13 protein-coding genes are annotated in these 13,854 nt (G+C 39.8%); all 13 read left to right on the top strand.

What is annotated here, in order from left to right; all coding sequences use genetic code 11:
• Positions 1-133: 133 nt before the first annotated feature.
• Positions 134-289: a DUF3934 family protein gene (locus EM808_RS00775; protein ID WP_127734476.1), complete on the top strand. Its 156-nt coding sequence runs from the start codon at positions 134-136 to the stop codon at positions 287-289.
• 262 nt (positions 290-551) lie between these two features.
• Positions 552-1,223: a ClpP family protease gene (locus EM808_RS00770; protein ID WP_396898630.1), complete on the top strand. Its 672-nt coding sequence runs from the start codon at positions 552-554 to the stop codon at positions 1,221-1,223.
• Positions 1,220-1,432, top strand: a complete 213-nt coding sequence (locus EM808_RS00765) for a YlzJ-like family protein (protein WP_127734472.1) — start codon at positions 1,220-1,222, stop codon at positions 1,430-1,432. Before EM808_RS00770 ends, EM808_RS00765 begins: the two co-directional genes overlap by 4 nt.
• A 140-nt stretch (positions 1,433-1,572) precedes the next feature.
• Complete coding sequence (locus tag EM808_RS00760; RefSeq protein WP_127734470.1) at positions 1,573-3,942, top strand: DNA translocase FtsK; 2,370 nt, start codon at positions 1,573-1,575, stop codon at positions 3,940-3,942.
• Positions 3,943-4,245: 303 nt separating this feature from the next.
• Positions 4,246-4,977 carry a GntR family transcriptional regulator gene (locus EM808_RS00755; RefSeq protein WP_127734469.1) on the top strand — a complete coding sequence of 244 codons (732 nt, stop codon included), beginning with the start codon at positions 4,246-4,248 and terminating at the stop codon, positions 4,975-4,977.
• Positions 4,978-5,052: 75 nt separating this feature from the next.
• The gene (locus tag EM808_RS00750; RefSeq protein WP_127734467.1) at positions 5,053-6,114 is read left to right on the top strand and encodes a BMP family lipoprotein; all 1,062 of its coding nucleotides are present in this window, start codon (positions 5,053-5,055) and stop codon (positions 6,112-6,114) included.
• A 268-nt stretch (positions 6,115-6,382) separates the two neighbouring features.
• A complete protein-coding gene (locus EM808_RS00745) occupies positions 6,383-7,918 on the top strand; it encodes an ABC transporter ATP-binding protein (RefSeq protein WP_127734465.1) in 1,536 nt (511 codons plus the stop codon).
• Positions 7,911-8,969 carry an ABC transporter permease gene (locus EM808_RS00740; protein WP_127734463.1) on the top strand — a complete coding sequence of 353 codons (1,059 nt, stop codon included), beginning with the start codon at positions 7,911-7,913 and terminating at the stop codon, positions 8,967-8,969. The genes EM808_RS00745 and EM808_RS00740 overlap by 8 nt, the downstream gene beginning before the upstream one ends.
• Positions 8,970-9,932 (top strand): ABC transporter permease, encoded by a 963-nt coding sequence (locus tag EM808_RS00735; protein ID WP_127734461.1) that lies wholly within the window; start codon positions 8,970-8,972, stop codon positions 9,930-9,932.
• 191 nt (positions 9,933-10,123) lie between these two features.
• Positions 10,124-11,401 carry an EF-P 5-aminopentanol modification-associated protein YfmF gene (yfmF, locus tag EM808_RS00730; RefSeq protein ID WP_127734459.1) on the top strand — a complete coding sequence of 426 codons (1,278 nt, stop codon included), beginning with the start codon at positions 10,124-10,126 and terminating at the stop codon, positions 11,399-11,401.
• Complete coding sequence (gene yfmH, locus EM808_RS00725; RefSeq protein ID WP_127734457.1) at positions 11,401-12,687, top strand: EF-P 5-aminopentanol modification-associated protein YfmH; 1,287 nt, start codon at positions 11,401-11,403, stop codon at positions 12,685-12,687. Before yfmF ends, yfmH begins: the two co-directional genes overlap by 1 nt.
• 78 nt (positions 12,688-12,765) lie before the next feature.
• Positions 12,766-13,488, top strand: a complete 723-nt coding sequence (gene ymfI / locus EM808_RS00720; RefSeq protein WP_127734455.1) for an elongation factor P 5-aminopentanone reductase — start codon at positions 12,766-12,768, stop codon at positions 13,486-13,488.
• Positions 13,489-13,584: 96 nt separating this feature from the next.
• Complete coding sequence (locus tag EM808_RS00715; protein ID WP_127734453.1) at positions 13,585-13,845, top strand: DUF3243 domain-containing protein; 261 nt, start codon at positions 13,585-13,587, stop codon at positions 13,843-13,845.
• Positions 13,846-13,854 lie beyond the last annotated feature (9 nt).

Here is a 13,854-nt window from a genome sequence, read left to right as displayed (position 1 = left end):
CTTTTAATGTGCACCCCAATTGTTTACCGAAGACGCTAAACAATTGGAGGTGCATTTTTTATGCATGTCTGTATGTAGGAGAGACATGATGAAAACAATGATGAAGAAGCACTCAACATAAGAGGTGACAAAAATGAGCAAAGCAAAGGGTAAGGGCGGTACTGGCAGAGGTACTGGTAAAAAAGGCTGGAATCGTTGGCAAGCAGGCGCGAAAAAAGCCAAAAGTGCGAAACCTTATAAAAGCAAAGGTGTAAAACACAATAAAGACAGCGGTACTGAGCAAGAATAGAACAAAACTGGTCGTGCTGATAAAGCACGGCCCTTTCTTTTAATAAGACAAACCTTAACAGATTAGCTTTGCGTAGCCCAAAAGCTGTTTATAAGCAATGCTGCCGATGGAAATTTAATTTTGGTTCGCATGAAATTCCCTTTCTAGCTTCATAATAAAAACATAATGTGTAGGAAGGGAGAAAATAATGGCTAACCGAAATGAGAATTATAATAATACAGAAGAGCAGCAGCCGAAGGAAGATAAACCATCGTCTACGCTTATGGAAAAAATCCAGCAGCTAGGACAAACAAATGTGCCTCAGCTATCTCAGGATTCGAAAATACATTGTTTAACAATTGTCGGACAAATAGAGGGACACCTACAGCTCCCACCGCAAAATAAAACAACGAAATATGAGCATCTTATTCCGCAAATTGTTGCGATTGAGCAAAATCCGAAAATTGAAGGCGTATTAGTTATTTTAAATACGGTCGGTGGAGATGTGGAAGCAGGCTTAGCTATATCAGAAATGCTCGCTTCTCTGTCTAAACCGACTGTATCGTTAGTTTTAGGTGGAGGACATTCTATAGGTGTACCAATTGCCGTATCGTGCGATTATTCCTTTATAGCTGAAACGGCGACGATGACAATCCATCCGATTCGATTAACGGGGCTTGTAATCGGTGTGCCACAAACCTTTGAATACTTAGACAAAATGCAGGAAAGAGTCGTTAAGTTTGTCACAAAGCACAGCAACATTGAAGAAGAGGGCTTTAAAGACTTAATGTTTGCAAAAGGCAACCTGACAAGAGATATTGGGACAAATGTAATTGGCGCTGATGCTGTAACATCTGGATTAATTGACAGTGTTGGCGGTGTTGGAGAAGCAATGACAAAGCTGAATGAACTTATTGATTTGAAAAAAGACAAGAATGAAGGTTTAGTGCAATGATAATGTATACCATGATGCCAGATGAATTGATTTTTCCCATTGGCCAAGAGACATTTGAAAAGCAACAGGTGATTGATTATAATGGTATTCCGCTACTTGTGGCAAAAAACGACATGCATGAATATGAAGTGGTCCGTGTCCTTTCAACAGATCCAAGTCATTACCTGCATGCGCCGGTTCAGCCAGGAGCAAAAATACCATTAATATAGCTGTATTTTTTCATCTTATGATATAATGAAAAATAGAATAACCAAAATTATAGCAGCCGAAACAAGGCTGCTTATTTCGTACATAAACCAAAAAACAAAAGCGAACGAAAAGAAAACATATAGAAACATTAGGTGATAACATGGCAAAAAGAAAAACCAGAAAAACGAAAAAGCAGCAGCATCTCAAAAAGACAATTCAATTTGAGCTTGCTGCACTTATTTTAATCACATTAAGCTTTATCTCTATATTAAAGCTGGGCGCAGTTGGTACGACTATTGTGCTGTTCTTTCGTTTTTTTACAGGAGAATGGTATATTCTCTGTCTCCTTGGGCTGATCGTATACGGCGGCTATTTAATGTGGAAGAGGGAGAAGCCGTATTTATTTCATACTAAATTAAATGGAATCTACTTAATCGTCGGTGCGATTCTGCTTTTAAGTCATGTCACATTGTTTAATATGCTCTCAAGTGAAGGGCGATTCGACAATCCAAGTGTTATTTTCAATACTTGGGAGCTGTTTTGGCTTGAGGTGAACGGTAAATCTACTGGGATGGATTTAGGGGGAGGCATGGTTGGTGCAGTCCTGTTCGCAATGTTCCATTTCCTGTTTGATACTGCCGGAACACAGATTGTCAGTTTCTTAGCAATTATAACAGGTGTTATTCTGCTGACAGGTAAAACATTAAGCGGGGCTTTTCGCAAAATGATGCTATCCGTGTGGAATTTCATCAAACGACAGTGGCTTGCATTTATAGAGGATATAAGAGAGTGGAAGGAGTCTGCAGCGGCAAAGCGGGAAGCGAAAAAAGCGGACAAGCAAGCCTCAAGAGCAAGATCGCAGTCACAAAGAAGACAAAGAACGCAAGAACAAGAACAGCTGCAGGAAGAGGAGGTGCAGCCTTTAATCGTCAATCCTCCGATTGCGCACAGCGAGGAGCCGTATGCTGAACCGATAATCTCATCGTTTACTGCAAATGCTTATGAAGATACACAACCACAGGAGGAAGTAAGCCAAGCGCCTGCGGAAAATGATACAGAGGAAGAAGCGATTGTACCGATTACCTTCACAGAGGTAGAGAACAAGGATTATAAGCTGCCTCCTATTAAACTATTGAAGGCGCCGAAAAAGGCTGATCAAAGCGGCGAATATGAACAGATACATGCGAATGCGGCGAAGCTTGAGCGAACCTTCCACAGCTTTGGTGTAAAGGCGAAGGTAACAGAGGTACATCTTGGACCAGCTGTTACTAAATATGAGGTTCACCCTAGTGAAGGTGTTAAGGTAAGTAAAATCGTCAATTTAAGTGATGATCTAGCATTAGCGCTTGCTGCAAAAGATATTCGTATTGAAGCACCGATTCCAGGGAAATCAGCGATTGGAATTGAAGTGCCCAATTCAGAGGTTGCGATGGTTTCACTGCGGGAAGTGCTTGAAACAAACAAAAATGATAAGCCAGACAGCAAGCTGATGATTGCATTCGGGCGAGATATTACGGGAAATGCTGTTTGTGCAGAGCTTAATAAAATGCCCCATCTTCTTGTTGCCGGTGCAACAGGAAGCGGGAAAAGTGTGTGTATTAATGGTATTATCACAAGCATCTTAATGAGGGCAAAGCCCCATGAAGTGAAGATGATGATGATTGATCCGAAGATGGTTGAGCTGAATGTTTATAATGGTATACCTCATCTTCTGGCACCTGTTGTTACAAATGCAAAAAAAGCCTCTCAGGCGCTGCAAAAGGTTGTCAGTGAGATGGAAAGAAGATATGATCTTTTTTCTCATACAGGCACTCGTAATATTGAAGGCTATAATGACTATGTGAATAGGTATAATGCAGAGGAAGACGAAAAGCAGCCATTATTGCCATACATCGTCGTAATCGTTGATGAGCTTGCTGATTTAATGATGGTTGCTTCAAATGACGTAGAGGATGCTATTACAAGGCTTGCGCAAATGGCACGTGCTGCGGGCATTCATTTAATTATTGCTACACAGCGTCCTTCTGTCGATGTTATCACAGGTGTCATTAAGGCGAATATTCCTTCTAGAATTGCTTTTGCTGTGTCATCACAAACAGATTCTCGAACAATTCTCGACATGGGCGGTGCAGAAAAGCTTCTTGGACGAGGTGATATGCTGTTCTTCCCATATGGTGCGAGCAAGCCTGTCCGTGTACAAGGTGCGTTCCTGTCAGATGAAGAGGTAGAAGAGGTTGTCGACTTTGTTATTGGACAGCAGAAGGCACAATATCAGGAGGAAATGATTCCTGATGAAATCACCGAAACAACTGCTAAGGATGTGGAGGATGATTTGTACGGTGAGGCAGTTGATTTGATAGTGGAGATGCAGACGGCATCTGTCAGCATGCTACAGAGACGGTTTAGAATCGGCTATACAAGAGCAGCACGACTTATCGATGAAATGGAAGCAAGAGGAATTGTCGGCCCATATGAGGGAAGTAAACCGAGGACTGTTCTTGTGCCAAAAGTATCAGAAGAAATAAATTAAGAAGAAATAATATATTTCGAGATGCGAAATAGGTTATACTTATATTGTTCGGTTTTGGTCATTTCCATACAAATGTTTTACTTGATTAAAGGATAGATTATGTTATAAAGGCGAATATTAAGAGAAAGAAACTAGAAATTTGGAAGTCATTTCCGGACAATTGTTTCTTTTCTCTTTTTTTTTCGACTTATTTCACAATTCTCTATTTATTTATTAGTAAAAAAGTGTTATAGTATTTTCGATTAGTAGGAATGATTGAACATCAGATGTCTGATGTCTTAGAAAGTTTTTGGAGGAAATAGCATGCTAATTAAGTCAGATACAAGGCATTTATATTTGCAGGTTGTGGACAGACTGAAACGGGATATTGAGAAAGGGATCTATAAAGAAAAAGAAAAATTCCCTTCTGAATTTGAGCTTGCCAAAACTTTAGGTGTCAGCAGAGCCACATTAAGAGAGGCACTGCGCACATTAGAAGAGGAAAATGTCATCATAAGACGTCATGGCGTCGGGACATTTGTCAACAGCAAGCCGCTTTTTAATTCAGGCATTGAACAGCTCTACAGTGTGACCCACATGATTAAGCAAGCTGGTATGAATCCAGGAACCATTTTTCTAAGCTCAACAACTCAGGGTTCAACTGAAGAAGATGCTAGGCGATTTTCCTGCCCGCAAGACGAGGAGCTAGTGGTAATCGAACGTGTTCGAACCGCTAATGGTGAACCGGTTGTATATTGCATAGACAAGCTTCCGCAGAAAATCGTGCCAGATAAATTTTCGTATGAAAATGACTCGATTTTTCAATTTTTGGAATCGGATGCACAGAAGAATATTACATATGCTGTCGCGCAAATTGAGCCAATCGGATATCACGAGAAAATCTCTCCCATCTTACAATGCGAGCCTGAAACTGCTCTGCTAGTTCTAAAGCAGATGCATTATGATGATAGGGATGAGCCGATTCTGTTTTCAGTCAATTACTTTAGGGCCGATAAGTTTAGCTTTCAAGTGCTAAGAAAACGAATTTATTCGTGACAATCGGAGAAACTATCGTTATTGCATTTCTCACTATGAAATTCAAAAAAAACAAAAAATTAGGGGGTACAAACCTTGAAAAAGCGTAAATTTGGTTTAGCGCTGTCCTTAGTACTTGCTGCTGGGACTGTTTTAGGGGCTTGTGGTAAAAGCGATGACAACAAAGGATCTTCTGGCGAAGACAAGAGTGATTCTTTCAGCGTAGCAATGGTAACAGATGTTGGTGGTGTTGATGACAAATCATTCAACCAGTCAGCATGGGAAGGCCTACAAGCTTTCGGTAAGGCAAATGGACTTGATAAAGGTAATGGTATCGACTATTTACAATCACAATCAGATTCTGATTATTCAACGAACTTGAACAGCTTAGTTCGTCAAAAGTATAACTTAGTGTATGGTATTGGTTTCATGATGGAAGGTGCAGTGGAGGAAATTGCAAAACAACAAACAGATGCTCATTTTGCAATTGTTGATGCTGTAGTTGATCAGCCAAACGTAGCAAGCATTACATTTAAAGAACAAGAAGCAGGCTTCCTTGCTGGAGTTGCTGCTGGTAAAGCAACAAAAACTAACAAAATCGGATTCATCGGCGGGGTGGAAAGTGAAGTAATCACACGCTTTGAAGCTGGTTTTGAAGCAGGTGTGAAAGAATCAAACCCTGATGCTTCAATCGATTCCCAATATGCTGGTGCATTTGATAAGCCAGAAGTTGGAAAAACAATTGCAAGTAAAATGTACTCTTCTGATGTAGACGTAATTTTCCACGCTTCAGGCGGAACTGGTGCTGGTCTTTTCACAGAAGCACGTGAATTGAAAGAAAAAGATCCTTCAAGAGCAATCTGGGCAATCGGTGTTGACTCTGACCAAGTATCTGAAGGTGTTGTCGGAGACCACAATGTTGTGTTGACTTCTGCACTTAAAGGAGTATCTGCTGCAGTACAAGATATCTCTACTAAAGCTAAAGAAGGAAACTTCCCAGGTGGAGAAACTTCTGTATACGGTCTTGCTGAAGATGGTGTAGGCTTGGCAGCTATCAACGACGAAGTCGAAAACAAAGCAGATATTGAAGCTGCTGTTAAAGAATGGACAGACAAAATTAAAAACGGTGAGTACACTGTTCCTGATACTGTACAATAATTTTCTTCATTAAAAAGTTTTTTACAGGAATAAGTGGTTTGCATGGCAAACACTTATTCCTTTTTTACGACCATAACCTAGAATTTTAACTAAAAGGCAGAAAATTTCTGTTTTTTATTAAAAATTTTACGATGGTGAAACTATAGCAAGATAATGAATGAATAAAGGTGGCAGAAACTCTTCCACACTGCTTCCGTTTAAGTATTTTTTTACCAGCTCTAATTTTAATTTTTTGATAATCGTTTGTGGATAAGAAGGAGTGAGTTAGATGGAATACGTTATTGAGATGCTGAATATCCGAAAAGAATTCCCAGGAATTGTTGCCAATAACAATATAAACCTTCAATTGAAAAAGGGTGAAATTCATGCATTGTTAGGGGAAAACGGTGCAGGCAAATCAACATTGATGAACGTCTTATTCGGTCTTTACCAGCCGGAAAGAGGAGAAATCAAAGCAAGAGGGAAAGTCGTTAACATTTCCAACCCGAACGTCGCAAATGAATTGGGCATTGGGATGGTCCATCAGCATTTCATGTTGATTGACACATTTACTGTTACAGAAAACATTATTTTAGGAAAAGAAACAGTAAGTAAAGGGAAAATAGACTTAAAGAAGGCAGAAAAGGAAGTTAGAGAAATTAGTGAGAGATACGGCCTTGCTGTTGATCCAAAAGCGAAAATTTCTGATATTTCTGTCGGGATGCAGCAACGGGTAGAAATCCTGAAAACCTTGTACCGCGGTGCAGAAATTCTTATATTCGATGAACCAACTGCCGTACTAACTCCACAGGAAATTACGGAGCTGATTGCCATCTTCAAAACCTTAATTAAGGAAGGCAAATCCATCATCCTAATTACACACAAGCTAAAAGAAATCATGGAAGTTTGTGACCGAGTAACAGTTATCCGTAAGGGTGAAGGTATTGGTACATACGATGTAAGCGGAACAAATCCTACAGAACTGGCAAACTTAATGGTCGGCCGAGAAGTTACGTTTAAAACAGATAAAATAGCGTCACAGCCAAAAGAAACGGTTCTGGAAATTTCTGATTTAACCGTTAAGGACAATAGAGGAGTACCTGTAGTAAACTCACTTAGCTTAAACGTTCGTGCAGGTGAAGTTGTGGGAATTGCCGGGGTTGATGGAAATGGTCAGTCTGAGCTGATTGAAGCAATCACAGGCTTGCTTAAAAAAGATAATGGCAGCATTAAGCTAAATGGGAAGGAACTCAGTGTGCTGACACCAAGGAAAATCACAGAAAGCGGCATTGGCCACATTCCGCAAGACCGACATAAGCACGGTTTGGTGCTTGATTTCCCAATTGGGCAAAACATGGTGCTGCAAACGTATTATAAGCAGCCATTCTCTAAAGCAGGCTTCCTTAACAAACGAGAAATTGACTTGAAGGCGAAAACACTGATTGAAGAGTATGACGTCAGAACACCTGGTGCACATACTCCTGCGAGAGCTTTATCAGGAGGAAATCAGCAAAAAGCGATTATCGGAAGAGAAGTGGACAGAAACCCTGATCTTTTAATCGCAGCACAACCGACTCGCGGACTCGATGTTGGGGCGATTGAATTTATTCACAGACGTCTCATTGAGCAAAGAGATAAAGGGAAAGCAGTATTGCTTATTTCCTTTGAACTCGAGGAAATCTTAAACGTGAGTGACCGAATTGCTGTTATTTTTGAAGGGAATATCATTGCAGAGGTTGACCCGAAAAATACGACAGAACAAGAATTAGGTTTATTAATGGCAGGATCGAAAGATAAAAAAGTGGGTGTGGAGAAGAATGTCTAATACAATCAGAAAAATTAGTATACCTGTTATATCGGTATTGCTTGGTGTCATAGTTGGAACAATCATCATGCTCGTTACCGGCTATAATCCTGCTGCAGCATATACAGCGTTATGGAACGGAGCATTTGGTGAAGTATACTTTGTCGGTGAAGTAGTGCGTCAGATTACTCCGTTAATCCTTGCAGGACTTGCGGTAGCATTTGCTTTCCGCACTGGCTTGTTTAATATCGGGGTAGAGGGTCAATTAATTGTCGGCTGGCTTGCAGCAGTTTGGGTAGGTGTCGCATTTGATTTGCCGAAGATCATTCATTTGCCGTTAGCAGTCCTTGCAGGAGCGGCAGCAGGTGCATTATGGGCATTTGTGCCAGGCTTTTTAAAAGCCCGCTTCCGTGTGCATGAAGTAATCGTCAGTATTATGATGAACTATATCGCATTACATGTATCTAACTACCTAATTCGTAATGTATTAACAGATAAAGCAGACCGCACGGAAAATATTCCAGCATCTGCGTCCCTGCGCTCAGATTTCTTGAGCAGCATTACAGACTATTCCCGTTTGCATTGGGGAATCTTGATTGCCCTTGCGTGTGTACTTATCATGTGGCTTATCCTTGAGAAAACAGTTAAAGGTTATGAACTGAAAGCAGTTGGCTTTAACCAAAACGCATCACAATATGCAGGGATGAATGTTAATAGAAATATTGTTCTTTCCATGGTGATTTCTGGTGCGTTTGCAGGTCTTGCAGGTACAATGGAAGGCTTAGGAACATTTGAATATGTAAGCAATAAAGCTGGATTTACAGGGGTAGGTTTTGATGGAATCGCCGTAGCTCTTCTTGGTGCAAATGGACCTCTTGGAATCGTATTTGCAGCCGCTTTATTCGGCTTTTTGAAAGTCGGCGCGTTAAATATGCCTCTAGAAGCTGGTGTGCCAAATGAGATGGTTGATATTATCATCGCATTAATCGTATTCTTTGTGGCAGCTAACTATATGATTCGTATCTTCTTAGAGAAATTGAGCAAAAATAAAAGTAAAAAGGGGGAGAAGTAAGTGGGATTAATGGATGTATTATTAATTGTCATTCCTTCTTCGCTATTATGGGCTGCTCCGCTGATTTTTACTGCCCTAGGCGGTAACTTCTCAGAGCGTTCCGGTGTTGTTAATATCGGGCTAGAAGGGCTTATGTTGATGGGGGCATTCTCTTCCATCGTATTCAATTTAACATTCGCAGATAGTTTAGGAGCTTGGACACCATGGGTTGCACTATTATGTGCGATGGTTGTCGGCGCGCTCTTTTCCTTACTTCATGCAGTTGCGTCCATCACATTCCGTGCTGATCAAACTGTTTCTGGTGTTGCGATTAACTTGCTAGCAGCAGGTCTTGCGATGTTCCTTGTGAAGCTGATATATGATGGAAAAGGACAAACTGCAACGATTCAATACAGCTTCAAAAAAGTGGATATTCCTGTACTAAAAGACATTCCTGTCATTGGGGAACTGTTCTTCCAAAATACGTACTGGACATCTTATCTTGCGATTATTGTCGCAATTCTATCTTGGTTTGTAATGTTTAAAACACCATTTGGTCTCCGTCTCCGTGCTGTTGGGGAGCATCCTATGGCTGCAGATACAATGGGTATTAATGTTACAAGAATGCGTTATATCGGTGTTATTCTGTCAGGTGCCTTAGGTGGTATCGGCGGTGGTGTTTTCGCCCAGTCTATTACAAATGATTTCACTCATTCTACAATCAGCGGACAAGGCTTCATGGCACTTGCAGCATTGATTTTCGGAAAGTGGAATCCATTAGGTGCAATGGGTGCGGCACTGTTCTTCGGATTTGCCCAATCATTGAGCATTGTAGGAAGCAGTCTTCCATTCCTTGAGAATATTCCGAATGTGTACCTGCTGATTGCTCCATATGTGTTGACAATCATTGCACTTACAGGCTTTATTGGCAGAGCAGACGCTCCGAAAGCTTCTGGTGTGCCTTATATTAAAGGAAGCAGATAATAATAAAAACTCCTGTTTGCAAAAATGCAGCAGGAGTTTTTTTATGTTATTTTTTTGATAAATATATTCATATACCCAAAAACTTGAAAAACAGAGTTCAACAAAGTTATAGTAAGAATATCCTTACAAATTGAGTCAATACTAAAGCTATAAAAAATTTGCATGTTTGCAGTGAACCTAGGAGGTAGCCAATGAGTGTTGCGGAAGAAAAAGTCACGAAGTATGACGGATATAATCTGCATACTGTCAAGACAGATAAATTTAAAACGAATACTATAGTAGTAAAGTGGAAGGCACCTATCATAGAGGAAACAGCTACATTAAGGGCACTTTTGCCGTATGTTCTTCAAAACAGTTCAAACAAGTACCCAACTACGGCAGCACTTCGTTCGTATTTAGAGGAATTATATGGAGCGACATTTTTTATTGATTTATCGAAAAAAGGGGATTATCAAGTCATTTCTTTCTCCTTGGAAATTGCTAATGAAAAATTTTTAAGTGATCCAGAACCACTCCTGAAAAAAGGGGTCGACTTTTTAGCGGAAATTCTTTTTCATCCAAATGCTGATGGTAAATCATTTGCACAAAAACCTGTGGATGATGAGAAAAGGGCATTAAAGCAAAGAATTCAATCGATATATGATGATAAAATGAGATATGCAAATTTTCGCCTTATTGAAGAAATGTTCAAAGGAGAGCCTTATGCTTTAGGAGTAAACGGCGAGGCGGAGAAAGTCGACACAATTACCTCAGCAAAGCTGTATGAATATTACGAAACAGCTCGCAAGGAGGATCAGATTGACATTTTTATTGTTGGAGATATAGAGGAAGATGAAATTGCTTCCTACATTAATGAAAAGCTGCCGTTTGAACAACGAACAGTTACCGCAGGAGAAAGAGCGGTACATAACCAAGTAAAGGAAAAGGAAGTAAAGGAAGTCCAAGATGTTAAACAAGGTAAGCTTCATATTGGATACAGAACAAATGTATTATACGGGGATGAGGATTATTTTGCTTTGCAGGTTTTCAATGGGATTTATGGCGGTTTTTCTCATTCGAAGCTGTTTTTGAATGTTAGGGAAAAAGAAAGTCTTGCTTATTATGCGGCGAGCCGTATTGAAAGCCATAAAGGTTTATTAATGGTATTGTCCGGTATTGACCAGCAAAATTATGAAAAGGCAGTTTCCATTATTAAGGAGCAGCTTGAGCTTATGAAGCAAGGTGATTTTACAGAGGATGAAATCATGCAAACAAAGGCAGTTACCCATAATCAAATGCTGGAAACTCTCGATACATCAAGAGGCATGATTGAGGTTTTCTATCATAATGCTGTTAGTGGAGTAGACGTAGATATGTCCCATTGGCTTCAATCAATTAGCAAGGTAACAAAAGAAGAAATACAAAATGTGGCCAAAAAAATCGAATTAGATACAATCTATTTCCTATCAGGATCGGAGGGGAATAACTAATGGAAAAAATCTCTTTTGAGCAGCTGCAGGAAGAGCTATATTTTGAGGAGCTAGACAACGGATTAAAAGTATATATTCTTCCGAAAAAAGGCTTTAATAAAACCTTTTGTACGTTTACAACAAATTATGGTTCTGTAGATAATATGTTTGTTCCTTTAAATGGCACCGAATATAAAAAGGTTCCTGATGGCATCGCACACTTCTTAGAGCATAAGCTATTTGAGAAAAAGGATCGCGATGTTTTTCAGGAATTCAGCAAAAATGGTGCGTCGGCTAATGCATTCACTTCATTTACAAGAACGGCTTATTTGTTTTCAAGTACGCAAAATGTCGAAAATAATTTAGAGACGTTAATTGATTTTGTGCAGGATCCTTATTTCTCTGAAAAAACAGTGGAAAAGGAAAAGGGCATTATTGGTCAAGAGATTACGATGTATGATGATAATCCAGACTGGCGCTTATATTTCGGTTTAATTGAAAATATGTATGCCAACCATCCAGTTAAAATTGATATTGCTGGAACGATTGAGTCTATTACCCCTATCACGAAGGATTTGCTATATGAGTGCTATGACACGTTTTATCACCCAAGCAATATGCTCTTATTCGTTGTAGGTCCTGTTGATCCAGAAGAATATATGAAGAATATTAGAATGAACCAACAGAAAAAGGACTACACGAAAAAGTCTGAAATTAAAAGAAGGTTCGAGGAAGAGCCAGAAGCGGTTGATAAGAAAAAGCAAGTGCTTAAAATGAATGTGCAAACATCAAAATGTCTTGTTGGCATTAAAGCACTGGATGTAGAGCAGCAAGGTGCTGAAATGCTTAAAAATGAGCTTAGTATTAATACATTGCTTGATATGCTTTTCTCAAATAGCTCGGAAAATTACCAGGATTTGTTTTCAGAAGGTTTAATCGATGATACGTTCTCCTATGATTACACACAGGAAAAGGGCTTCGGCTTTGCCATGATAGGCGGAGATACAGGCAAGCCTGATGAGCTTGCAGATCGTATTCAAAAGATTTTACTTGAAGCAAAATCAACGAACATCCAAGAGGATACACTGGAAAGAACAAAAAAGAAACGAATTGGTGCTTTTTTAAGAGCAGTAAACTCGCCTGAGTATATTGCAAACCAGTTTACAAGGTATTCCTTTAATGGCATGAATTTATTTGATGTTGTTGGAACAATGGAGCAAATTACAGTAGAAGACATACAAGCTGCTGCACAGCGTTTTATTGACGAGAACAGAATGACTGTATGTCAGGTTGTGCCAAAGGCATAACCGATTGTAAAGTTGTAAAGGAATTGGGTTCGCCCACTTCCTTTTTTGCTGTACATAATCGAATTTCGGAGGAAAACAATGGGGAAACATATTTTAATAACAGGTGCAACTGGAGAAATCGGTGCAAGTGTCGCAAAGCTTTTGGCAAGTAAAGGCTATTCTTTATACTTGCATTATCACAAAAATGAGGAGAGTCTCCGCACATTATTAAACGACCTATCACAATATGGACAGGAATATATTCCAATCAAGGCTGATTTAAGCAAACGTGATGCCTATAGACATGTAACAAGCTCTATTTTTGCACTTGATGGAATTGTGTATGCGAGTGGTGTCAGTGTGTATGGAATGCTAGCAGATTTACAGGATGAGACACTTGATCAGCTTTGGAACCTCCATGTTGCCTCGCTTATATCGATAACAAGGGAACTGCTGCCCAAACTGACGCAAAAGCAAGCTGGCAGTATTATTGCCGTATCCTCCATATGGGGACAGGTTGGTGCTTCAATGGAGGTTGCTTATTCTACAGTAAAAGGTGCCCAAATAGCCTTTATTAAAGCATTAAGCAAGGAGATGGCAAGAAACGGTATCCGCGTCAATGCAGTTGCACCAGGAGCAATTGACACAAAAATGCTTAGTATGTTTACTGCAGAAGAAAAGGAATGGATGACAGAGGAAATTCCGATGGGGAGGCTAGGAAGTGCAGCGGAAGTAGCAGAAAGTGTGTTGTTTCTCCTTTCAGACAGTTCTTCCTATATGACTGGACAAGTTTTATCCCTTAATGGCGGCTGGCATATGTAAATGAATTTTTTTTCCTGTAAGTTGATGCATATTATGGAGACGAACAATCCAAAATAACTATGTAATACAACTTATAGAATGGAAAGGAGTACCACTATGTCTATATTGCAAAACTGGGATCAATGGAAAGACTTTTTAGGTGACCGCCTTCATCATGCTCAAAATGATGGAATGAATAAAGGCGTTATTGGCGATCTTGCATTCCAAATTGGTGATTACTTGTCCAATCAAGTAGAACCAAAAAATGATCAGGAAAGAATCCTTGCTGATCTTTGGTCTGTTGCATCTGAAGAAGAGCAGCATGCAATTGCGAACATTATGGTCAAGCTTGTTCAAAACAACGGATCTGACCGTTAATTAGCTTTT

Origin of the sequence: Niallia taxi (assembly GCF_004005475.1) — a bacterium.
GTDB lineage: Bacteria > Bacillota > Bacilli > Bacillales > Cytobacillaceae > Niallia > Niallia taxi.
This window is presented reverse-complemented; position numbering and strand designations above follow the sequence as displayed.